This is a genomic window from Stenotrophomonas sp. 8(2023), from assembly GCF_030345295.1.
Classification (GTDB): domain Bacteria; phylum Pseudomonadota; class Gammaproteobacteria; order Xanthomonadales; family Xanthomonadaceae; genus Stenotrophomonas; species Stenotrophomonas muris.
This window is the reverse complement of sequence record NZ_CP128404.1, coordinates 1,786,611-1,807,989: the sequence shown is the minus strand read 5'-3', so window position 1 is coordinate 1,807,989 and position 21,379 is coordinate 1,786,611. Positions and strand designations below refer to the sequence as shown.

Below are 21,379 nucleotides of genomic sequence, written 5' to 3'. Positions count from 1 at the left end.
CGCGGCGCCATCCCCGGCGCCGCGGTTGTGCTTCGGAAAGGGAGTGGCTTACTTGGCCGAATCCAGGGTGCCGGTCGGCAGCACGCTGCCGACAGCGCCCTTCTGCACGCGGATGCGCACGTTCTCGGCCACTTCGATGGTGATGAAGTTGTCGCCGATGTCGGTGACCTTGCCGGCGATGCCACCGTTGGTCAGCACTTCGTCGCCACGCTTGATCTTCTCCAGCATGGACTTGTGTTCCTTCTGCCGCTTCATCTGCGGGCGGATCATCAGGAAGTACATGATGGCGATCAGGATGATCGGGAACAGCAGCGTGGTCAGGCCCATGCCCTGCGGTTGGCCGCCGGCGGCCTGGGCGTGGGCGGCGGGAATCAGGAAAGCAAGCAGGTTCATCGTTGGTCCTTTGGTTGGGCGGCGCTCCCGTCCCTTCAGGGACGGGGGTGTCGACCGCGGATCTGGGTCAGCCTTGAAGTATGCCACGGCCCCGGGCGTTCGTCCTTGGGCCGTTTGGCAGGGGGCGTTCGGGTTACAGCGGCGGGGCCACCGCCCCGCGTGCCGCGTAGAAGGACTCACGGAAGGCCAGGAAGGTTCCCGCCTCGATCGCCGCGCGGATGTCGGCCATCAGCTTTTCGTAGTAGAACAGGTTGTGCAGGGTGCCCAGCATCGGCGCCAGCATCTCGTTGCAGCGGTCCAGGTGGCGCAGGTAGGAACGGGTGTAGCCGCCGGTGCAGGCCACGCAGCCACAACCCGGCTCGATCGGGTCCATGTCGCGCGCGTACTGGGAGTTGCGGATGCGGACGGTGCCGAACGAGGTGAAATAGTGGCCGTTGCGGGCGTTGCGGGTCGGCATCACGCAATCGAACATGTCCACGCCACGTGCGACACCCTCGACCAGGTCCTCCGGCCGGCCCACGCCCATCAGGTAGCGCGGGCGGTCGCCCGGCAGCTCCGGGTCCAGGTGGTCGAGCATGGCGTTGCGCTCGTGCTCCGGCTCGCCCACGGCCAGGCCGCCGATGGCGTAGCCGTCGAAGCCGATCGCCTGCAGGGCATCGGCCGAGCGGCTGCGCAGGTCGGTATGCACGCCGCCCTGGACGATGCCGAACAGGGCCGCGTCGTTGCCCAGTTCGTCATGCGCGTTGCGGCTGCGCTGCGCCCAGCGCAGGCTCAACTCCATCGAACGGCGGGCAACGTCCTCGGTGGCCGGGTACGGGGTGCATTCGTCGAAGATCATCACGATGTCCGAATCGAGCACCTTCTGGATCTTCATGCTCTCCTCGGGACCGAGGAAGACCCGTGCGCCGTCGGTCGGCGAGGCGAAGGTCACGCCCTGCTCGGTGATCTTGCGGCGGTGCGCCAGCGAGAACACCTGGAAGCCGCCGGAGTCGGTCAGGATCGGGCCATCCCAGCGGCAGAAGCCGTGCAGGCCGCCGTGGTCGGCGATGATGTCCAGGCCCGGGCGCAGGTACAGGTGGAAGGTATTGCCGAGGATGATCTCGGCGCCCAGCGCGCGCACCTGGTCCGGCAGGATGCCCTTGACCGAGCCATAGGTCCCCACCGGCATGAAGGCCGGCGTTTCCACCGTGCCACGCGGGAAGGTCAGGCGGCCACGGCGGGCACGGCCGTCGCGGGTCTGGAGCTGGAACTGCAGTCGGGACATGGAGCGGTCATTGGGGCAAATAGTTGCCTATTGTCTCCCAAGAAGGCGTGCGCACCAAGGTGCGCACCCACAGGGGGCCCCTGCCCTCCCGGGGCGCGCTACCCCGCCTGCGGGAACAGCAGCATCGCGTCGCCGTAGCTGAAGAAGCGGTAGCGCTGCTCGATCGCGTGCTGGTAGGCCTCGAACACGCGCTCCTTGCCGGCAAACGCGGAGATCATCATCAGCAGCGTGCTTTCCGGCAGGTGGAAGTTGGTCACCATCGCGTCCACGCTGCGGATGCGGTAGCCGGGGGTGATGAAGATCTGCGTCTCGCCGGCGAACGGCAGCAGCTCGCCATCGCGCATCGCGCTTTCCAGCGCGCGCACCACGGTGGTGCCGACGCCGATCACGCGGCCGCCGGCGGCGCGCGTGCGCCGCACCTGCTGCACCAGTTCGGCACCGACATTCAGCCACTCGCGGTGCATCACGTGGTCCTTCAGGTCTTCGGCACGCACCGGCTGGAAGGTGCCCGCGCCCACGTGCAGGGTGACGTGGCCGAACTCCACGCCCTTTTCCTTCAGTGCGGCCAGCAACGGTTCGTCGAAATGCAGGCCCGCGGTCGGTGCCGCCACCGCGCCCACTTCACGCGCGAACACGGTCTGGTAGCGCTCGCGGTCGTCCACGCCCGGCTCGCGCTGGATGTACGGCGGCAGCGGCAGGCGGCCGGCATGCAGCAGCCACTGCTCCAGCGACTCGGGCACGTGGAACTGCAGCACGTAGAACTCGCCATCGCGGCCCAGCACCTCGGCTTCGCCACCGGCATCCAGCGCGATGCGGCTGCCGGCCTTCGGCGACTTGCTGGCGCCGACCTGGGCACGGGCCTGCTGGCCGCCGAGCAAGCGCTCGATCAGGATCTCCACGCGGCCGCCGCTGGCCTTCTGCCCGAACAGGCGCGCCGGGATCACCCGGGTGTCGTTGAACACCAGCAGGTCGCCCGGCTGCAGCAGCGACGGAAGGTCACGCACCTGCAGGTCGGTGAACGCGGCGGGGGCTTGCGGCACCAGCAGCAGGCGGCTGGCGGAACGCTCGGCCAGGGGCGCCTGCGCGATCAGTTCGGCCGGCAGGTCGTAGTTGAAATCGGACTTCTTCAAGGCAGTGGGCGGCAACAGGTCGACAATGGCGCGCATTGTACGTCCAGCGTCTGCGAGCCGGCGTGCTTCGCGGCGAACGTCGCGCAAAATGCTGCTATGCAGCAGGTTTTTGCGGGGTTATCGCGCAAAAAAACAAGTGCTAGCATCGAGTCGGAAGTCCGCTGCACGAGCCTGCCCCCAAGCGCGCGTTGACGCGCGTTTTGCTTTTGAAGGCCCGTGCGACCCATCGTTTCAGGAGATCTGCAATGAGCTTCATCGAACGCCTCGCCCCCCTGCGCACCCAGCCCGGCACCCGCCTCACCACCGGCCTGGACGACGCCACCCTGACCGCCCTGTCCGTCCGCCACCCGCAGCTGATCGCCGCAGTGGATGCCGCCGCCGAGGAGTTCGCGCGCGTGCAGGCCGACCTGGGGCCGCTGCTGGCGCAGGACGAACAGGCGCAGATCGACGCGATGCAGGACGGCTTCGTCAATTTCTACGCCGATGATGCAGTGACCCCGTACGTGGCGCTGGCCGCGCGTGGCCCCTGGGTGGTCACCCTGAAGGGCGCGGTGCTGTACGACGCCGGCGGCTACGGCATGCTCGGCTTCGGGCACACCCCGGATGCCGTGCTGGAGGCGATGGCACGCCCACAGGTGATGGCCAACATCATGACCCCCAGCCTGTCGCAGCAGCGCTTCATCACGGCCCTGCGCGCCGAGATCGGCCACCGCCGTGGCGGCTGCCCGTTCGCGCGCTTCATGTGCCTGAATTCCGGCTCCGAGGCGGTTGGCCTGGCCGCGCGCATCGCCGACGTCAACGCCAAGCTGCAGACCGACCCGGGCGCGCGCCACGCCGGCGCCACGATCAAGCGCGTGGTGGTCAAGGGCAGCTTCCATGGCCGTACCGACCGCCCTGCCCTGTATTCCGATTCCAGCCGCAAGAGCTACATGCAGCACCTGGCCAGCTACCGCGGCGAGGATTCGGTGATCACCGTGGCGCCGTACGACGAGGCCGGCCTGCGCAAGGTGTTCGAGGACGCCGCACGCAACCAGTGGTTCATCGAGGCGGTGTTCCTGGAACCGGTAATGGGCGAAGGCGACCCGGGCCGTTCGGTGCCGCCGGCGTTCTATGCCGTGGCCCGTGAGCTGACCCGTGCGCACGGCAGCCTGCTGCTGCTGGACTCGATCCAGGCTGGTCTGCGCGCGCATGGCGTGCTGTCGGTGGTCGATTACCCGGGCTTCGAAGGCCTGGATCCGCCGGACATGGAGACCTACTCCAAGGCGCTCAACGCCGCGCAGTACCCGCTGTCGGTGCTGGCGGTGACCGAGCACGCCGCGCAGCTGTACCGCAAGGGCATCTACGGCAACACCATGACCAGCAACCCACGCGCGCTGGACGTGGCCTGTGCCACCCTGGCGCAGCTGACCCCGCAGGTGCGTGCCAACATCGCCGAACGCGGTGCCGAGGCCGTGCGCAAGCTGGAACAGCTCAAGAGCGAACTGGGTGGCCTGATCACCAAGGTGCAGGGCACCGGCCTGCTGTTCTCCTGCGAGCTGGCCCCGCAGTTCAAGTGCTACGGCGCCAATTCCACCGAGGAATGGCTGCGCCAGCACGGCATCAACGTGATCCACGGCGGCGAGAATTCGCTGCGCTTCACCCCGCACTTCGGCATGGACAGCGATGAGCTGGACCTGCTGGTCGGCATGGTGGGCCGCGCCCTGCGTGAAGGCCCGCGTCGCGAACAGGCGGCTGCCGCGTAAGCCTGCTTGGCGTTTGTAGAGTCGAGCCATGCTCGACTCAGCCTTTGCCGCGATCTGAACGAAGCGCAGCCGAGCGTGGCTCGGCTCTACAGAAGGCCTGTCAAGGCCTCATAATCCACCGACACCCCGTCCCTGACCGCCCTGCGGTTGGCGACGGGGCGTTTTCGTTTCCGGCCAAGAGACAGGAAGATCCATGAAATCGATCTGTGTGTACTGTGGTTCCAACGCTGGCAGCAAGCCGGCCTACACCGAACGCGCCATTGCCCTGGGTGATCGCATCGCCCGTGACGGCCTGCGCCTGGTGTATGGCGGCGGCAACGTCGGCCTGATGGGAACCGTGGCCAATGCCGTGCTCGCCGCCGGCGGGGAGGTGACCGGCGTGATCCCGCGCCAGCTGGCCGACTGGGAAGTGGCCCACCGCGGCCTGACCGAACTGGAGATCGTCGGTTCGATGCATGAGCGCAAGTCGCGCATGTTCGACCTCGCCGATGGCTTCGTCGCCCTGCCCGGCGGCTTCGGCACCATGGAAGAGATCTTCGAGATGCTGACCTGGCGCCAGCTGGGCATCGGCAACAAGCCATGCGCCTTCCTCGACGTGGAAGGCTTCTACGCCCCGCTGATCGGCATGATCGATCGCATGGTGGAAGAGCGCTTCCTGCATCCGGACCAGCGCCAGGACCTGTGGTACGGCTCGGACATCGAGGAAATGCTGGAGTGGATGCAGAACTACCAGCCGGCCCAGGCTTCCAAGTGGATCGACGAGAAGCGTCGCTCCGCCCTGCGCTGAGGCGACCCGGCGCGGTGGCTCAGGCCACCGCGCCGTCCCACGGCGCCGGGCGGCCCAGCAGGTAGCCCTGGCCGTAGTCGCAACCAAGTTCGCGCAGCGTCTGCCGCTGCGCTTCGGTCTCGATGCCTTCGCCGATGGTTTCGATGCCCAAGGTGCGGGCCAGTGACAGCACGCCCTCGACCAGCGCGCGCGTGCTCTGCACTTCCGGCCCATGCAGGCCGGCGATGAAGCTCTGGTCGATCTTCAACGTGCTGATCGGGAAGCGGTGCAGGTAGGACAGCGCCGAGAAGCCGGTACCGAAATCGTCCAGCTGCACCTGGATGCCACGCTCGCGCAGGCCCTGCAGGATGCGCAGCGTGTGCGGGCCATCATCCAGCAGCGCCACCTCGGTAATCTCCAGGCGCAGCCGGCGCGGGTCGGCGCCGCATGCATCGAGCAGACCGAACAGGCGGCCACTGAACTCGGCCGAGCGGAAATGGCGTGGCGATACGTTCACCGAGACATAGCCGTGGCCGCCTTCGGCCAGTCCCGCGATGACCTGTTCGTAGATCAGCCAGTCGACCTGCTCGATCAGGCCGCTTTCCTCGCCCAGCTCCAGGAACGCCCCGGGCAGCAACAGGCCACGACGCTCGTGGCGCCAGCGCAGCAAGGCCTCGTGCCCCACCACTTCGCCATCGGACAGGCGCACGATCGGCTGGTAGAACGGCACGAAGTCGCGGTTGTTGATCGCACGCCGCAGATCCGCTTCCAGGTCCAGGCTGCGCATCGCTTCTTCGCGCATGTCTTCGTCGAAGATCGCGCAGCGGTCATGACCCTGCGCCTTGGCCCGGTACATCGCCGCGTCTGCGTCGCGCAGCAGTTCTTCACCGGTCCGGTAGCGCGGGTTCCACAAGGCGATGCCGAGGCTGCCGGACGGGAACAGTTCGCGCCCGGCGATCCACATCGATTCCTGCAGTGCCAGCAACAGCCGCTGGCCGAACTCCAGCGCCTGTGCCAGCCCCTGCGGACACTGCAGCAGCACCGCGAACTCATCGCCGCCCAGCCGCGCCACCACGTCATCGGTGCCGGCCATCGATACGATGCGCTTGGCCACCTCCACCAGCATGCGATCGCCGGCAGCGTGGCCGATGCTGTCGTTGACCAGCTTGAAGCGGTCCAGGTCGAGGAACAACACGGCGAACACTGGCCCACCCTCGCGCTTGGCCAGCGCCAACGCATCCTGCAGGCGATCGAGCAGGTGCAGGCGGTTGGGCAGGCCGGTCAGCGCATCGTGCATGGCCTGATGGGTCAGGCGCTGCTCGGCACGCAGGCGCTCGCCGATCTGCCCGAGCAGCTTCTCGTTGACCTCGGCCAGCTCGCGGGTACGTTCCTCCACGCGCTTTTCCAGCTCGGCATGCGCCGAACGCAGCTGCTGCTGGTCGCGCTGGCGCGCCAGCCCGGTTCCGATGTTCTGTGCAACGAAGGTCAACAAGCGCTGATCGTGCACGCTGAACGTGCTGTTCTCGCTGTAGCTCTGCACCACGATCGCGCCGACCACCTCGTCATCGCGAAGCAGCGGCACACCCAGCCAGCAATGCGAACGTGCGCCCGATTCGCGCACTTCACCGCTGGCCAGCAGTGCGTCGATCTGCTGCCGCGAAGCCAGCAACGGACGCCGGTTGCGCACTACGTACTCGGTCAGGCCGCGGCTGAACGGGCGTGGCGCACGGCTGGCGTTGTGCTCGTCCACCGAGTAGACGAAGTCCAGGCCGCTGCCGGCCCCGTTCACCAGCGCGATGTAGAAATTGCGCGCGTCAAGCAGGCGCCCGACCACGCCATGCACCTGCCCGTAGAACTGGGCCAGGCTGTCGGCCGACATCGCCATCTCGGCGATGTTGTACAGCGCGGTCTGCAGCTGCTCTGCGCGGCGGCGCTCGGCCACTTCATCCTGCAGGCTGTGGTTGGCACGCTGCAGCTCCAGCGTGCGCCGCTCCACCTGCTGTTCCAGCCGGACCTGCGCCTGGCGCCGGTCCATCGCGGTCTGCACGTGCTGCGCGACAAAACCCAGCAGCGCCCGCTCGGCCTCGCCATAACGGGCCGCCAGCTCATAGCTCTGCACCACGATGGCGCCGCATACCCGGCCATCGCGCAGCATCGGCACGCCCAGCCAGTCGAGGCTCTCCGGTCCACGCTGCGGGTCGTGCTCCTGCTCGACCACGCGCGCCAGCAACTCGCGCGAGGGGCCGCTGAGCGGCTTGCCGTGGCGCAGCAACGCCACGGTCAGGCTGCGCGGCATCTCGTCGGCGTCATGGCTCTGCGACGGATCGGCGACGAAGTCATCGACCTGGTCGGCGAAGTACAGGAAGCGGATCTGGTCGCGGACATCGTCGTACTCGACGATGTAGCAGTTTTCCGCGTACATCAGCGTGCCAAGCACGCCGTGCACGTGACGCAGCATCTCCGACATCTCCAGGTCGGCGCCAGCCAGATCGGCGATCTGGAACAGCGCCTGCTGCAGCCGTTCAGCTTCTTCCAGCGCCTTGATCTGCCCGGCCTGGCGACCGCGCTGCAACGCCAGCTCCATGGCCTGCCGGGCCAGCCCCCACCACGCCGCTGAAGGCACGGCGCCTTCGACCGACAACTGCAGGCGGGCACCGTCATATTCCCAGCCATGGCAACCGTTGCCCACGCCGGGCACCGTCAACGCGTCGGCCGCCGCGACAGCCGGCCAGCCGCCCTGTCCGCGGCCCAGCTGCGGGTCATCCCAGCCAACGCGGACCACGGCCGAGTCCGGCAGCAGCGCATGCAATGCGCGCACCAGCGCCGTGCTCAGCACGGCCTCGTGTGGTGGCTCTTCCGCCGGTTCAACGTGCGTGGACAAATGACAATCTCTCGGCGCCGTCTGTGCGTCGCCTCCCCTGAGCCGCCGAGCATAGCGCGCCACCCGGGGGGCAATGGAAGCCCGTAAACCCCGAATCGTGCGCCCGTACGTTTTTCCTCCTGCCCGTAGCCGCTTCCACGCCATGAACCTCGCCCTGCCCGCCCCCGTCACCGGCTATGCGCCACCGCCTGCAGGCCTTACCCTGTACGCCGTGGAAGCCAGCGCACTGCCAACCGATGAAGCCTTGATGCTGGCCTGGGCCGGTGGCGACCTGCGCGCGTTCGAAAGCCTGTATGCACGCCATCGCAAGCGCCTGTTCGGCTTCCTGCTGCGGCAACTGCGCGACAACGCGTTGGCCGAGGAGATCTTCCAGGATGTCTGGCAGCGGGTGATCAGCGCGCGCGCGGGCTGGCAGCCTGACGCTGCATTCAGCACCTGGCTGTTCCGCATCGCCCACAACCGCCTGAACGACCACTGGCGGGCCGCTCGCCATCGCCCTGCCGCACCGGCCGACGCCGACCTGCGCCTGGCCGCGATCGAGGACGGGCAGACCCCGGAAGCCGAGCTTTCCGAATTCGAACAACGTCGCCGCATCCAGCTGGCGATGGAGCAACTGCCGCCCGAGCAGCGCGAAGTGCTGCAGCTGCGGCTGGATCAGGAACTGAGCCTGGAGGAGATCGGCCAGATCACCGGCGTAGGCCGGGAAACCGTGAAATCGCGGCTGCGCTATGCGATGGACAAGCTGCGTGCGGGATTGAACGCATGAACCGAGACGAACCGCTGACGCCGGAAGAACGCGAGCTGGCGCGCCTGCTCGGCCGTCGCGTCGAACAGGCCCCGCCGGCCGCGCTGGACGCCACCATCCTGGCCGCGGCGCGCGCTGCCGTGCACGCACCGGTGGCCGATGCTGCTGTCTCCGCCGAGGCGCCGCGCAGGCAGCGCACACGTCCGCGTTGGCCGGCGGTGTTCGGCATCGCCGCCTCGATGGTGTTCGCCATCGGCATCGCCTGGCAGCTGCGCCCGGAACCGCCGCCGGTTCCGGCAGGCGAGGCCGCTGTTGCCGCGGCGCCCGCTGCGGCAGACGTCGCGGCCGCCGATCAGGCCGCTGGGAGCAGTCCAGCCGACAGCGCGGTTGCCGCATCGGAAACGACCACCGAACCTGCAGCACCCGAGGCGGCCCCTGTTGCCGCTCCCCCGGCGCCGTCCGTCGCGCGGGTAGCCAAGCCTGCGCCGACCGAGACTGCTGAAGCTCCGGCCCAGGCTGCACGATCGATGGCGGCGGATGCGGCCGCCGATACGTCCTTTGCGGCGCTCCCGCCTGGTCCGGCCACCGCACCGGCAGCGGCACCGCCCGCGCCTCCCGCACCGGCTGCCTATTCGGCACCTGCACCGGCATTGGCGCCGGCCCCGGCAGGGGCGCTGAAAGCACGCAGCGCCGAGGCGCCAGTGGCCAATGCTGCCGATGCGGAACGGGCGCAGGCACTGGATCGGGTAGAGATCACCTCGATGAAGCGGCAGGCCCCGAGCCGCTCCGCGCCCGGCGTCATGCGCCGGGGCGCCGACGCGCGGCTCAGTGCGGATGCCGTGCAGGCCGAGGTGGACGCCGATGCACAGCTGCCGCGACGGCAGTGGCTGCAGAAGATCCGCGCGCGCCGCGATGACGGCCAGCGCGACCTGGCCCGCGCCAGCCTGGAGCGCTATGTGCAGCAGTATCCGGAAGCGCGCCTGCCGCGCGACCTGCGCCCGCTGCTGGACGACTGAAGCGGGCAGTGACCTCCGGCGACCCCGTAGAATGGCGGGAATGCCCGATACCCTCGCCCAGCCGGTAAGCCACACGCTGGAAGTCAAACACAGCCGCTTCATTGCCCATGCCGCGCCGATCGATGGCGCCGCGGCAGCATTGGCGTTCCTGCAACAGGTGGCCGTAGCCGACGCAACCCACAACTGCTGGGCCTACCGGCACGGCCAGGACTACCGCTCCAGTGACGATGGCGAGCCCGCCGGCACCGCTGGGCGGCCGATCCTGGCTGCGATCGACGGCCAGGGCTTCGACCGGGTGATGGTGGTCGTGACGCGCTGGTTCGGCGGCATCAAGCTGGGCGCCGGTGGACTGGTGCGCGCCTATGGTGGCGCCGCCGCCGAATGCCTGCGTACCGCCCCGCGCTTGCCGCTGGTGGCGATGGCCCGGCTGCAGCTGTTGGCCGGCTTCGAGGATCTGGGCACCCTGCATGCCACTCTTCCCAGCTTCGGCGCCGTGAAGCGCGATGAACAGTTCGATGCCAACGGCGTGTGCCTGCGGGTCGAATTGCCGGCCGATCAGGTCGATGCATTGAAAATCCGCCTGCGCGACGCCACCCGTGACCGTATCCGCATACAAGACGACGACCAGGATGACTGACAAGGACGACGCCCCCGCCTCGGCCCCACCGCTGCGCCGCCTCGGCAGCCTGAGGACGCTGTGGCCGTTCGTGCGCCGCCACAGCGGGCTGTTCACCGCCTGGCTGCTGGCGCTGGCGGTCTCTTCGGCCGCCACGCTGAGCCTGCCCCCCGCCGTGAAGCAGATGATCGACCACGGCTTCACCAGCGGTGGCCAGATCAACCGTGCCTTCGCCCTGCTGATGCTGGTGGCGGTGGTGCTGGCACTGGCAACGGCCGCGCGGTTCTTCTTCGTGTCGCTGCTTGGCGAAAAAGTCGTGGCCGACCTGCGCAGCCGCCTGTACGCACACCTGATCCAGCTCGGTGCCGGTTTCCATGACCGCAGCCGCAGCGGCGAACTGGTCTCGCGCCTGACCGCTGACAGCGAACTGCTGCGCAGCGTGGTCGGCTCGACCATGTCGGTCGCCCTGCGCAGCAGCGTCACCGTGGTCGGCAGCCTGGCCATGCTGTTCGTCACCAGCCCCAGGCTGGCGGCATGGTCGCTGCTCGGCATCCCACTGGCGGTACTGCCGATCATCATCGGCGCGCGCAAGCTGCGCACGGTTGCACGCAGCAGCCAGGACCGCATCGCCGATGCCAACAGCCTGGCCAGCGAGACGCTGGGCGCCGTGCGCACGGTGCAGGCACATGCACGCGAGCCTTACGAGCGCGGACGCTTCGACAAGGCACTGGGCGATGCCATCGGCGCCGCGCGCCGACGCATCGGTGCGCAGTCGCTGGTCACCGCCAGCGCCATCCTGCTGGTGTTCGGCGCCATCGTTGGCGTGCTGTGGCTGGGCGCGCACGATGTCATCGACGGGCGCCTCAGTGCCGGCACGCTGGGGCAGTTCGTGCTGTACGCGCTGATCGGCGGCGGCTCGGTGGGCGCGCTGGCCGAAGTGTGGAACGAACTGCAGCGTGCAGCCGGTGGCATGGGCCGCATTGGCGAGCTGCTGCAGGAAGACATCGAGATCCGTGCGCCGGCGCAGCCGCACGTTCTGCCGCAACCATTGCGCGGCGAAATCCAGTTCGACGACGTGGTGTTCCACTATCCGCAACGTCCGGACCAGGCCGCGCTGGACCACTTCAACCTGCATGTCCGCCCGGGCGAGACGGTGGCCCTGGTCGGCCCGTCGGGCGCGGGCAAGAGCACGGTGCTGTCGATGCTGCTGCGCTTCCACGATCCGGCCAGCGGCCGCATCTGCGTGGATGGCATCGACGTACGCCAGGTCGATCCGGCCGAGCTGCGCGCGCAGCTGGCGCTGGTGCCGCAGCAGCCGACGCTGTTCGCGGCCAGTGCGCGCGACAACATCCGCTATGGCCGCCTGCAGGCCAGTGACGCCGAGGTCGAAGCTGCCGCGCGTGCGGCCGAGGCCGATGGCTTCCTGCGCGCGTTGCCGCAGGGCTACGACAGTGAGCTGGGCGAACGCGGTGCGCGCCTGTCCGGTGGCCAGCAGCAGCGCGTGGCGATTGCCCGCGCACTGCTGAAGGACGCGCCGATCCTGCTGCTCGATGAAGCCACCAGCGCGCTGGACGCACAGAGCGAGCACAGCGTGCAGCAGGCGCTGGAGCGGCTGATGGCCGGTCGCACCACGGTGGTCATCGCCCACCGCCTGGCCACCGTGCTCAAGGCCGACCGCATCGTGGTGATGGACCAGGGCCGCATCGTGGCCGAAGGTACCCATGCCCAGCTTCTGGCCGAAGGCGGACTGTACGCTGAACTGGCACGACTGCAGTTCATCGATTGATGACGGCCGGCTAACATCGGCCGGACCAAGCTGGCCTCGCATCAGCAGCATCCGCTGAAGGAGGTACGCGATGTCGTTCCGTCAGTTCCCTGCAGTCGACAGCAATGGCGAAAGCCACATCATCATCGAGTTCAAGCCCGAGGCGAATGGCAGCGGGCATCACTCTGAATCCACGCCGCGTTACGAGCTGGATGACGGGCGTCATCTGGTTCGCAATGGCCGCGAATTCACCACCAGCGGTGGCGAACTGCGGTTGATGATCTAGCGCTGCCCACCTTGGTGGGCACTGGCCGTGTCGCCCTGCTCTGGTAGGGGTCGACCTCGGTCGACACGCGCTTTGCCAAGGGCAGTCGAGCAAGGCTCGACTCCACAAGAAGGCGTGATCAATTTTTCACCAAGCATCTTGACAGCCTTGCCTGACAAGGGCTGCGCAGGGTTATCCACACGTTTGCTCAGAAACCATCCACACCGCCTGTGGATGAATTCAGCCCAGCACCCGTCCGATGCCGCTGGCGTCCACGTCGGCCGCGGCCCGGGTGATCGCCGCCGGATCGCTGCCGGCCACAAATCCGATGCGGAAGTGCACTTCACCGCCGGGCGTGCGCGAGGAATGGATCGAAGCCAGGCTGATGCCATGCTGCTCGAACACGTTCAACAGCTCGCGCAGCGAGCCAGGCCGGTCCTCCGGCAGGTGCACCGACAGCGCGTTGCGCTCGGTCAGATCGGCCAGCAGATACCCCACGCGTTCGAACGTGTAGTTGCCATCCGCCAGGGCCTGCTCGCCGAAGGCACTGCGATTGGCTGACAGCAGCTGCTCACGGAATGCAGCCCGTGCGCCGTCGTCGCCCTGTCCGACCTGCACCTGCAGGGCCTGCAGCTGCCCCACCAGCCGCTCCAGCATCGGCGCCACGTACGGGTTGCCGAACTGGATGTCTTCGTAGATCGCCGGATTCAGCGACAGGATGCGCGAGATGATCGCCGTGTCCAGCTCGAACGACGCCGAACGGTACGGCATCATCGCGGCCAGATCCCCCAGCTGCGGCTGGTACTGGCGCAGCACGCCTGCCTGCGCCAGGTGGGTGGCATGCACCATCGCCTGCACCAGCGCCATCATCTGGTCGTGGTGCTGCGGCGTCGCGCGCACGCACTCGGCCTGCAGCGCGGTGCACAGCGTATCGACCCATGCCCGCCAGTGCTGCAGCCGCGCTTCGCAGACCACCATCACCCGCCCCTTCAGGGTCGGCGCCTTGGGTGGCGCGGTCATCGGGTGCAGTCCGACCACTTCGGCCTGCGAGGCCAGCATCGCCTGCACCGGTGCCTCCTTTACCGAGGTCACATCCAGCCACAGCCTGCCCTGCTCGCGGCCCGCCGATTGCCGCACGTACTCGGCGATCAACGCCGGCGTGTGCCGGATCGGTGCCGAGAACACCAGTACATCGGCCTGCGCCAGCAGGTGTTCCGGCGTGTGCGAGTCCGGGTCGGCCGGGTCATGGCCGATCACCTGCAGCTGCAGGTGCTGCTGGAAGAAGCGGCACAGCCAGCGCCCATAGGCACCAGCACTGCCGACGATGCCGACCGTGCGCGGCGTGCGTGGATCCAGGCCGCTCATGCCACGCGTTCAGCGCGGAAGCGCGTTCCTTCGGCCAGCGCCGCCGGCGCGGCAGCGATCACGTCAAACTCCTCGAAGCCGTTGTCCAGGGTCGCCTCCAGCGCCGCATGGGTGCCGGCAATCGCGCGCGAAATCGCCTGCTGCATCGACTCACCGCGCAGCAGGAACGACACCACCAGCGACATCAGCACGTCACCGGTACCGGCCACGTCCACCGGCAGCAGCGGTGAGGTCCAGCGCCAGGTTTCCTCGTGCCCGACCGCCAGGGTGACCAGCTCACCCGGGTTGCCGCCTACGCTGTGCGCGATCACCCAGTGCGGGCCACGATCCAGCAGCGTGCGCGCGGCGGCGATGGCATCGGCCTCGGCCAGTGCCGGCATGCCGGTCAGGCGATTCAGTTCGAAGGCATTGGGCGTCACCAGCCAGGCGTGGGGCAGCAGGCGCTCGGCGAAGATCGCTTCCAGGCCCGGTTCCACGTAGGGTCCGGTATGGGTATCACCGATCACCGGGTCCAGGCAGTAACGCAGCTGTGGGCAGGCCGGCAGGATGTTGTCCAGCCAGTCGGCGAAGGCCGCACCGTTGGCGGTGCTGCCGAAGTAGCCGGACACCAGCATCTTCGCCCGCTGCGGCAGGCCACGCTCGTGGGTACCCAGCAGCAGGTCGGCAAACCAGTCGGCGGGCAGCACGCGGCCCCGCGTAGTGTCGTAGAACGGCGCATTGCTCAGCAGCACGGTCGGGATTTCGGCGACGCGCACGCCCAGTGCGCGCATCGGCGGGACGGCGGCACTGTTGCCGGCGTGGCCGTACACAAGTTGCGACTGGACCGAGATGACATCGATCGGCGACGGCCCATCCGGCCGCTGGCGGCGGCCGTGGACCAGGTGGTTATCAAGGGATTCGCTCATGGCCGCATTCTACGCCCAAGGGAGTTTTCGGCAGGGCTTGCAGCCCTGCACCTGCCGAAGGCGAAGCCGAAGCAAGATCAAGAGCCGCATTCCGTGGGATGGCGGGGCGGTGTGGGTGGTCAGGACCGTTGGTCGGCACATCTGTGGGATACCGAAATAAATCGGGGTCAGATCCGTTTTCCTTCGGAAAACGGATCTGACCCCACGAGCTGTTCCGACGGATCGCAGAAAACTGTCGAAGGCGGGGTGGGTCCGGTTGCAGGGGTGTCCGCGGCATGGATGCCGCGGCCAAGCCCCCAGGGATGGGTTTACGGCGTCCCCTGCAACCGGCCCCACCCCGCCAACCCACGGATAGCCCGCTTCTGCTGTTGACGTTGCCTCTGCAGGTGCAGGGCTGCAAGCCCTGCAAACCCAAACCCCTCAGTGAGCAGCAGGCCGCGACGGTGGCAGCCACGCTGCGACGATACCGAGCAGCGGCAGGAACGCGGTCAGCTGATAGACGAATTCAATGCTGGTCCTGTCTGCCAGCATGCCCAGCACGGCCGCGCCAAGCCCGCCCATGCCGAATGCAAAGCCGAAGAACAGGCCGGACACCATGCCGATGCGGTGCGGCATCATCTCCTGCGCGTACACCACGATGGCCGAGAACGCCGAGGAGAGCACAAAGCCGATCAGCACTGCCAGCACTGTGGTCCATAGCAGATCGGCGTGCGGCAGCATCAGCGCGAACGGGGCCACGCCGAGGATCGAGGTCCAGATGATCGGCTTGCGGCCGATGCGGTCACCCAGCGGGCCGCCGAGGAAACCACCGGCGGCAGACGCCACCAGGAACGCGAACAGATGCAGTTGCGCCTGTGCCACCGGAATGCCGAAGTGGTGGATCAGGTAGAAGGTGAAGTAGCTGCCGATGCTGGCCATGTAGAAGTACTTGCTGAAGATCAGCACCAGCAGGATCGCCAGCACCTTGGCCACGGTGCGCGACGAATGCCGCGGGGCCATAGACGCGGTGTTGGCCGGACGCGGTGTGCCCAGGTGCAGTGCATACCAGCGGCCAACATAGGTCAGCAGCGCGATGCCGATCAGCGCGGCGCCGGCAAACCATGATGCGGCACGCTGGCCATACGGCACGATCACGGCCGCAGCGATCAACGGCCCCAGCGCGGTCCCGAAGTTGCCACCCACCTGGAACACCGACTGCGCGAAGCCATGGCGACCGCCCGAGGCCAGCCGGGCGATGCGCGAGGCCTCCGGGTGGAAGATGGCCGAACCAATGCCGACCATCGCCGCAGCCATCAGCACCACCGCGTAGTTCGGCGCAAAGCCGAGCAGCAGCATGCCGCACAGGGTCGAGGCCATGCCGATCGGCAGCGAGTACGGTGCCGGGCGGCGGTCGGTGGCCATGCCGATCAACGGCTGGAAGATCGACGCGGTGAGCTGGTAGGTCAGCGTGATCAGGCCGATCTGGGTGAAGCTGAGGTTGAAGCCGCCCTTGATCACCGGATAGATGGCCAGGATCAGCGACTGCATCATGTCGTTGACGACATGCGAGGTGGAGATGGCGGCCAGCACGCCGGGAGCCACCGGGCGTGAGGTCGTTGCGGGAGAAGCCAGGGTCGACATGGACACAGTCAGGTTGGGGGCGAGCCACGCATGCTACGGTGGGCCCCCACTCCCTTCTGCCGCGTTCGGGTCATGGCCTATCGCAAAAAGGACACTCCCTGCCCGATCCGCGAGACCGCGCCGTGGAACGAAGTGCCGGTACACCGCCCGGTGACCAGCCGCGCCCGGCACTACCCGCCCGGTACCCACATCGCGCCACACCGGCATCGCCGTCACCAACTGGTCTTCGCCATGTCCGGCCTGATGGTGGTGCGCGCGGACGGTGGCCGCTGGGTCGTGCCCTCCACCCGCGCGATCTGGGTTCCGGCCGGCATGGTGCATGCGGTGGACTGCATCGCCGAGGTGCACATGCGCAGCCTGTACGTGGAACCGGACTTTGCACCGCAACTGCCGGATGGGGCGTTCGCAGTACAAGTGGCGCCGCTGCTGCGCGAACTACTGCTGGCGGCCAGCCTGATCGAGTCCGCGCACGTGGACGACAGCCGCGACGGTCGCGTGGTGCGCCTGCTGCTGGACGAGCTGCACCGCATGGACGTGCTGCCGCTGCACCTGCCCTCGCCCACCGACCCGCGCCTGCAGAGGATCTGCCAGCACATCCAGAAGCATCCCGCCGACGACGCCACGCTGCAGGACTGGGCCCAGGCGCTGCAGGTGGACGTGAAGACCATCCAGCGCCATTTCGCCGGCGAACTGGGCATGACCTTCGGGCAGTGGCGGCAGCAGGCGCGCCTGCTGGCCGCCCTGGAGCGATTGGCAGTCGGCGACAAGGTCATCGATGTGGCGCTGGCGATGGGCTACGACAGCCCCAGCGCGTTCACCAGCATGTTCAAGCGCCAACTGGGGCAGACGCCCGCGGCGTTTTTCCGCTGATCGCAAACGAAAACGCCGGGGATGGCCCGGCGCTACCGCTCAACGCTTCGGTTGAAAAACTCAGGACGTCATCCGGTCCCAGAAGCCCTTCACGCCATCCATGAACGTCGCCGACTTCGGCGAATGCTTGCGTGCTTCCTCGCCGACAAAGGTGGCTTCGAACTGCTCCAGCAGCTTGCGCTGTTCGTTGGTGAGGTTGACCGGGGTCTCCACCACCACGCGGCAGTACAGGTCGCCCTCGCTGCGGCTGCGCACCGAACGCACGCCCTTGCCGCGCAGGCGGAACAGCTTGCCGGTCTGGGTCTCGGCCGGGATGCGGATTTCCGCTTCGCCGCCGAGGGTCGCCACGCGTACGGTGTCGCCCAGTGCCGCCTGCGAGATGCGGATCGGCACTTCGCAGTGCAGGTCGTCGCCATCGCGCTGGAAGATCGCATGCTCGCGCACCCGTACTTCCACGTACAGGTCACCCGGCGGCGTACCGGCCGGGCCGGCCTCACCTTCACCCTGCAGGCGGATGCGGTCGCCGGTATCGACGCCCGCCGGCACCTTCACCGACAGCACCTTGTCTTCCTCGACACGGCCGTTGCCGTGGCAGGTCTTGCAGGGCTTGGCGATGATCTGGCCACGGCCGCCGCAGTTGTGGCAGGCCTGCTGCATGGCGAAGATGCCGCGCTGGATGCGCACCTGGCCGCGGCCATGGCACACATTGCAGGTTTCGACCTTGCCGTCTTCGGAGCCACTGCCATCGCAGTCGCCGCACTCGGCCAGGGTCGGGATCTCGATGCGGCGCTCGACGCCGCGTACCGCTTCTTCCAGGTCCAGCTCCATCACGTAGCCGATGTCGGCGCCGCGACGGGCCTGGCGCGGCCCACCGCCGCCACCGCCACCGCCACCGCCACCGCCACCGCCAAAAATGTTGCCGAAGATATCGCCGAAGATATCGTTCATGTCCGGGCCGCCCGGACCACCACCGCCCATGCCGTGCTCGAACGCGGCGTGGCCGTGGCTGTCGTACATGCGGCGCTTGTTGCCATCGGACAGCACTTCGTAGGCTTCCTTGCACTCCTTGAAGGAGGCTTCGGCCGCCGCATCACCCGGGTTGCGGTCCGGGTGGAACTTCATCGCACAGCGACGGTAGGCCTTCTTCAGCTCGTCGTCGGTGGCGGTGCGGGCAACGCCCAGCACTTCGTAGTAATCGCGCTTGCTCATATGGTGAATCTGGTTCCGGAAAGTCGGGATTCGTCAAAGCGGAAGAGCGGAACCAGGTCCGCTCTTGCGTCGGGCGCCCCGACACGCCGGTGGGCGGTCAGGACCCTGATGCGACAACGGGACGCTGATGGCCAGCGTCCCGTGTCGGTCCGGATCAGGACTTCTTGTCGTCCTTGACTTCGGTGAACTCGGCGTCGACCACGTCGTCCTGCGCCTTGCCGGCGTTGCCGGCGTCGGCACCCGGGGCACCGCCCTGGTCGGCCGAAGCAGCGGCGAACAGCGACTGGCCGGCTTCCTCCAGCACCTTCGACTTGGCTTCGATCTGTGCCTTGTCGTCACCCTTCATCGCGGTTTCCAGGTCGGCCAGGGCCGCCTCGACCTTGCCGATGACATCGCCGCCGACCTTGCTGCCGTGCTCGGTGATGGCACTGCGGGTGCCGTGGATCAGGGCATCGGCCTGGTTGCGGGCCTGCACCAGCTCCTGGAACTTCTTGTCTTCTTCGCGGTTGGCTTCCGCGTCGGCGACCATGCGTGCGATCTCTTCCTCGGACAGGCCCGAACCGGCCTTGATCTCGACCTTCTGTTCCTTGTTGGTCTTCTTGTCCTTGGCCGACACGTGCAGGATGCCGTTGGCGTCGATGTCGAAGGACACTTCCACCTGCGGCAGGCCACGCGGGGCCGGCTCGATGCCGGACAGGTCGAACTTGGCCAGCGACTTGTTGAAGCGGGCCTGCTCGCGCTCACCCTGCAGCACGTGCACGGTCACGGCCGACTGGTTGTCCTCGGCGGTGGAGAACACCTGCGAGGCCTTGGTCGGGATGGTGGTGTTCTTCTCGATGATCTTGGTGAACACGCCGCCCATGGTTTCGATACCCAGCGACAGCGGGGTCACGTCCAGCAGCAGCACGTCCTTGACGTCGCCGCCCAGCACGCCGCCCTGGATCGCAGCACCCAGTGCCACGGCTTCGTCCGGGTTGACGTCCTTGCGCGGTTCCTTGCCGAAGAACTCGGTCACCGCCTGCTGCACCTTCGGCATGCGGGTCTGGCCACCGACCAGGATCACTTCGCTGATGTCGCTCGAACGCAGGCCGGCATCGTTCAGGGCGACGCGGCACGGCTCGATCGACTTCTTGATCAGGTCTTCCACCAGCGCTTCCAGCTTGGCGCGGGTCAGCTTGATGTTCAGGTGCTTCGGACCCGAGGCGTCAGCGGTGACGTACGGCAGGTTCACTTCGGTCTGCTGGGCGCTGGACAGCTCGATCTTGGCGCGCTCGGCAGCGTCCTTCAGGCGCTGCAGGGCCAGCGGATCCTTGCGCAGGTCGATGCCCTGGTCCTTGTTGAATTCTTCAACCAGGTACTCGATGACGCGGTTGTCGAAGTCTTCGCCGCCCAGGAAGGTGTCGCCGTTGGTGGCCAGCACTTCGAACTGCTTCTCGCCGTCAACGTTGGCGATCTCGATCACCGAGACGTCGAAGGTGCCGCCGCCCAGGTCGTACACCACGATCTTGCGATCCTTGTTGTCGCCCTTGTCCAGGCCATAGGCCAGCGCGGCCGCGGTCGGCTCGTTGATGATGCGCTTGACGTCCAGGCCGGCGATGCGGCCGGCATCCTTGGTCGCCTGGCGCTGGCTGTCGTTGAAGTAGGCCGGCACGGTGATGACCGCTTCGGTGACCTTCTCACCGAGGAAGTCCTCGGCGGTCTTCTTCATCTTTTCCAGCACCTTGGCCGAGATTTCCTGCGGCGCCATCTTCTTGCCGTCGCTGGTGGCCACCCAGGCATCGCCGTTGTCATGGGCCAGGATGCTGTACGGGACGTGGGCGATGTCCTTCTGCACTTCGGCGTCGGTGAACTTGCGGCCGATCAGGCGCTTCACCGCGTAGAAGGTGTTCTTCGGGTTGGTGACGGCCTGGCGCTTGGCCGAGGCGCCCACCAGGACTTCGCCGTCCTTGGTGTAGGCGACGATCGACGGGGTGGTGCGATCGCCTTCCGAATTCTCGATGACGCGGGCCTTGCCGCCGTCCATGATCGCCACGCACGAGTTGGTGGTGCCGAGGTCGATACCAATGATCTTGCCCATGGGGGAGACTCCTGAGGATGCTTGTTGGGGTCAGTCCGGCCGTTCGGCCGGTGGATGAATACGATGTGGGGGAGGCTCGTGGAACATTCAAGCCATCTCCCGAACGCTGTGTTTCCGGTCGCCCGGCGCGTTCAGCGTCGGGCCGGGTGACGGGACATTCCCGCCTTCCGGCCCTGGAGGGGTCAGTCGGCGGCCACCACCACCAGCGCCGGCCGCAGCAGGCGCTCGTTGAGCAGGTAACCCTTCTGGAACACGGTCACCACGCTGCCCGGGGCGGCGTCTGGGGCCGGCACCTGGCTGATGGCCTGGTGGTGTTCCGGGTTGAACGGCTGGCCGATCGGGTCCAGCAGGACCAGCCCGTTGTCGGCGGCAACCTTCAGCAGCTGCTTGTAGGTCAGCTCCAGGCCCTCGCGCAGCGGATGCGGGTCATCGCCGGCCGCCTTCAAGCCGGCATCCAGGCTGTCGAACACCGGCAGCAGCTCGCCCAGCAGCTTCTCGTTGGCGAACTTGCGGGCCTGCTCGATGTCACGGGCAACGCGCTTGCGCTGGTTCTCGAGGTCGGCGCGCTCACGCAGCGCATCGGCCTTGATCTGCTCGACCTCGGCGCGCAGGCGCTCCACTTCGTCGTTGACGCCGGCGGCGGCGGCCGCATCGGCGGCAGTCTGCTGGGATTCGATATCTGGATGTTCGTGGTTCATGTCTGGGTCCCTGGCGGTCAGTCTCCGCCTCCACCCACCCTAGTGTGGGCGG

General features: G+C 67.6%; 18 protein-coding genes. 8 read left to right on the top strand and 10 right to left on the bottom strand.

From position 1 onward, the window contains the following. Positions 1 to 48: 48 nt before the first annotated feature. The 3 genes from yajC to queA form a co-directional block, all read right to left on the bottom strand. On the bottom strand, positions 49 to 393 hold the full coding sequence (yajC, locus tag QP609_RS08515) for a preprotein translocase subunit YajC (RefSeq protein WP_014036867.1): 345 nt from the start codon (positions 391 to 393) through the stop codon (positions 49 to 51). A 133-nt stretch (positions 394 to 526) separates the two neighbouring features. After that, positions 527 to 1,657 carry a tRNA guanosine(34) transglycosylase Tgt gene (gene tgt, locus QP609_RS08510; RefSeq protein ID WP_014646826.1) on the bottom strand — a complete coding sequence of 377 codons (1,131 nt, stop codon included), beginning with the start codon at positions 1,655 to 1,657 and terminating at the stop codon, positions 527 to 529. A 98-nt stretch (positions 1,658 to 1,755) separates the two neighbouring features. Continuing rightward, positions 1,756 to 2,823, bottom strand: coding sequence for a tRNA preQ1(34) S-adenosylmethionine ribosyltransferase-isomerase QueA (queA, locus tag QP609_RS08505; RefSeq protein WP_014646825.1), 1,068 nt, complete (start codon positions 2,821 to 2,823; stop codon positions 1,756 to 1,758). A 209-nt stretch (positions 2,824 to 3,032) separates the two neighbouring features. Here queA and QP609_RS08500 point away from each other — a divergent pair, with 209 nt between their 5' ends. Both QP609_RS08500 and QP609_RS08495 read left to right on the top strand, forming a co-directional pair. Beyond that, a complete protein-coding gene (locus QP609_RS08500; RefSeq protein ID WP_014646824.1) occupies positions 3,033 to 4,529 on the top strand; it encodes an aminotransferase class III-fold pyridoxal phosphate-dependent enzyme in 1,497 nt (498 codons plus the stop codon). Positions 4,530 to 4,722: 193 nt separating this feature from the next. Continuing rightward, positions 4,723 to 5,316 (top strand): TIGR00730 family Rossman fold protein, encoded by a 594-nt coding sequence (locus tag QP609_RS08495; RefSeq protein WP_014036864.1) that lies wholly within the window; start codon positions 4,723 to 4,725, stop codon positions 5,314 to 5,316. A 19-nt stretch (positions 5,317 to 5,335) separates the two neighbouring features. Here the strand turns inward: QP609_RS08495 and QP609_RS08490 are convergent, their stop codons facing one another. Further along, positions 5,336 to 8,176 (bottom strand): EAL domain-containing protein, encoded by a 2,841-nt coding sequence (locus QP609_RS08490; RefSeq protein ID WP_069117163.1) that lies wholly within the window; start codon positions 8,174 to 8,176, stop codon positions 5,336 to 5,338. A gap of 247 nt (positions 8,177 to 8,423) precedes the next feature. Between QP609_RS08490 and QP609_RS08485 the strand changes: the two genes are divergently transcribed. The 5 genes from QP609_RS08485 to QP609_RS08465 all read left to right on the top strand — a co-directional run bounded on the left by QP609_RS08485 (position 8,424) and on the right by QP609_RS08465 (position 12,604). Then, positions 8,424 to 8,942, top strand: a complete 519-nt coding sequence (locus QP609_RS08485; RefSeq protein ID WP_229653773.1) for an RNA polymerase sigma factor — start codon at positions 8,424 to 8,426, stop codon at positions 8,940 to 8,942. After that, positions 8,939 to 9,937: a hypothetical protein gene (locus tag QP609_RS08480; RefSeq protein WP_164233055.1), complete on the top strand. Its 999-nt coding sequence runs from the start codon at positions 8,939 to 8,941 to the stop codon at positions 9,935 to 9,937. Before QP609_RS08485 ends, QP609_RS08480 begins: the two co-directional genes overlap by 4 nt. Positions 9,938 to 9,977: 40 nt before the next feature. Continuing rightward, complete coding sequence (locus tag QP609_RS08475) at positions 9,978 to 10,574, top strand: YigZ family protein (RefSeq protein WP_032960562.1); 597 nt, start codon at positions 9,978 to 9,980, stop codon at positions 10,572 to 10,574. Continuing rightward, entirely contained in the window at positions 10,567 to 12,339 is a 1,773-nt protein-coding gene (locus QP609_RS08470) for an ABC transporter transmembrane domain-containing protein (protein WP_046430164.1), read from the top strand. The genes QP609_RS08475 and QP609_RS08470 overlap by 8 nt, the downstream gene beginning before the upstream one ends. 70 nt (positions 12,340 to 12,409) lie before the next feature. Then, a complete protein-coding gene (locus tag QP609_RS08465) occupies positions 12,410 to 12,604 on the top strand; it encodes a hypothetical protein (protein ID WP_014646818.1) in 195 nt (64 codons plus the stop codon). 219 nt (positions 12,605 to 12,823) lie between these two features. On the opposite strand, the gene QP609_RS08460 is transcribed toward QP609_RS08465, so the two are convergent. The 3 genes from QP609_RS08460 to QP609_RS08450 form a co-directional block, all read right to left on the bottom strand. Continuing rightward, positions 12,824 to 13,948 (bottom strand): prephenate dehydrogenase, encoded by a 1,125-nt coding sequence (locus QP609_RS08460; RefSeq protein WP_032960565.1) that lies wholly within the window; start codon positions 13,946 to 13,948, stop codon positions 12,824 to 12,826. Continuing rightward, positions 13,945 to 14,853, bottom strand: a complete 909-nt coding sequence (pdxY, locus tag QP609_RS08455) for a pyridoxal kinase (RefSeq protein ID WP_014646816.1) — start codon at positions 14,851 to 14,853, stop codon at positions 13,945 to 13,947. The genes QP609_RS08460 and pdxY overlap by 4 nt, the downstream gene beginning before the upstream one ends. Positions 14,854 to 15,273: 420 nt before the next feature. Then, positions 15,274 to 16,473: an MFS transporter gene (locus QP609_RS08450; protein WP_142234593.1), complete on the bottom strand. Its 1,200-nt coding sequence runs from the start codon at positions 16,471 to 16,473 to the stop codon at positions 15,274 to 15,276. Between the two features lie 72 nt (positions 16,474 to 16,545). On the opposite strand from QP609_RS08450, the gene QP609_RS08445 reads away from it, so the two are divergent. Further along, positions 16,546 to 17,343 (top strand): helix-turn-helix transcriptional regulator, encoded by a 798-nt coding sequence (locus tag QP609_RS08445; RefSeq protein WP_014646814.1) that lies wholly within the window; start codon positions 16,546 to 16,548, stop codon positions 17,341 to 17,343. A gap of 60 nt (positions 17,344 to 17,403) precedes the next feature. On the opposite strand, the gene dnaJ is transcribed toward QP609_RS08445, so the two are convergent. From dnaJ to grpE, 3 genes are all read right to left on the bottom strand, one after another. Further along, positions 17,404 to 18,552, bottom strand: a complete 1,149-nt coding sequence (dnaJ, locus tag QP609_RS08440; RefSeq protein WP_197621822.1) for a molecular chaperone DnaJ — start codon at positions 18,550 to 18,552, stop codon at positions 17,404 to 17,406. Between the two features lie 154 nt (positions 18,553 to 18,706). Next, positions 18,707 to 20,629, bottom strand: coding sequence for a molecular chaperone DnaK (gene dnaK, locus QP609_RS08435; RefSeq protein WP_032959111.1), 1,923 nt, complete (start codon positions 20,627 to 20,629; stop codon positions 18,707 to 18,709). A gap of 182 nt (positions 20,630 to 20,811) precedes the next feature. Further along, entirely contained in the window at positions 20,812 to 21,327 is a 516-nt protein-coding gene (gene grpE, locus QP609_RS08430; protein WP_014646812.1) for a nucleotide exchange factor GrpE, read from the bottom strand. Positions 21,328 to 21,379 lie beyond the last annotated feature (52 nt).

Coding starts and splice junctions, on each gene's coding strand:
- yajC (WP_014036867.1), bottom strand. CDS start 393: ATGAACCTGCTTGCTTTCCTGATTCCCGCCGCCCACGCCCAGGCCGCC.
- tgt (WP_014646826.1), bottom strand. CDS start 1,657: ATGTCCCGACTGCAGTTCCAGCTCCAGACCCGCGACGGCCGTGCCCGC.
- queA (WP_014646825.1), bottom strand. CDS start 2,823: ATGCGCGCCATTGTCGACCTGTTGCCGCCCACTGCCTTGAAGAAGTCC.
- QP609_RS08500 (WP_014646824.1), top strand. CDS start 3,033: ATGAGCTTCATCGAACGCCTCGCCCCCCTGCGCACCCAGCCCGGCACC.
- QP609_RS08495 (WP_014036864.1), top strand. CDS start 4,723: ATGAAATCGATCTGTGTGTACTGTGGTTCCAACGCTGGCAGCAAGCCG.
- QP609_RS08485 (WP_229653773.1), top strand. CDS start 8,424: ATGCTGGCCTGGGCCGGTGGCGACCTGCGCGCGTTCGAAAGCCTGTAT.
- QP609_RS08480 (WP_164233055.1), top strand. CDS start 8,939: ATGAACCGAGACGAACCGCTGACGCCGGAAGAACGCGAGCTGGCGCGC.
- QP609_RS08475 (WP_032960562.1), top strand. CDS start 9,978: ATGCCCGATACCCTCGCCCAGCCGGTAAGCCACACGCTGGAAGTCAAA.
- QP609_RS08470 (WP_046430164.1), top strand. CDS start 10,567: ATGACTGACAAGGACGACGCCCCCGCCTCGGCCCCACCGCTGCGCCGC.
- QP609_RS08465 (WP_014646818.1), top strand. CDS start 12,410: ATGTCGTTCCGTCAGTTCCCTGCAGTCGACAGCAATGGCGAAAGCCAC.
- QP609_RS08460 (WP_032960565.1), bottom strand. CDS start 13,948: ATGAGCGGCCTGGATCCACGCACGCCGCGCACGGTCGGCATCGTCGGC.
- pdxY (WP_014646816.1), bottom strand. CDS start 14,853: ATGAGCGAATCCCTTGATAACCACCTGGTCCACGGCCGCCGCCAGCGG.
- QP609_RS08450 (WP_142234593.1), bottom strand. CDS start 16,473: ATGTCGACCCTGGCTTCTCCCGCAACGACCTCACGCCCGGTGGCTCCC.
- QP609_RS08445 (WP_014646814.1), top strand. CDS start 16,546: ATGGCCTATCGCAAAAAGGACACTCCCTGCCCGATCCGCGAGACCGCG.
- dnaJ (WP_197621822.1), bottom strand. CDS start 18,552: ATGAGCAAGCGCGATTACTACGAAGTGCTGGGCGTTGCCCGCACCGCC.
- dnaK (WP_032959111.1), bottom strand. CDS start 20,629: ATGGGCAAGATCATTGGTATCGACCTCGGCACCACCAACTCGTGCGTG.
- grpE (WP_014646812.1), bottom strand. CDS start 21,327: ATGAACCACGAACATCCAGATATCGAATCCCAGCAGACTGCCGCCGAT.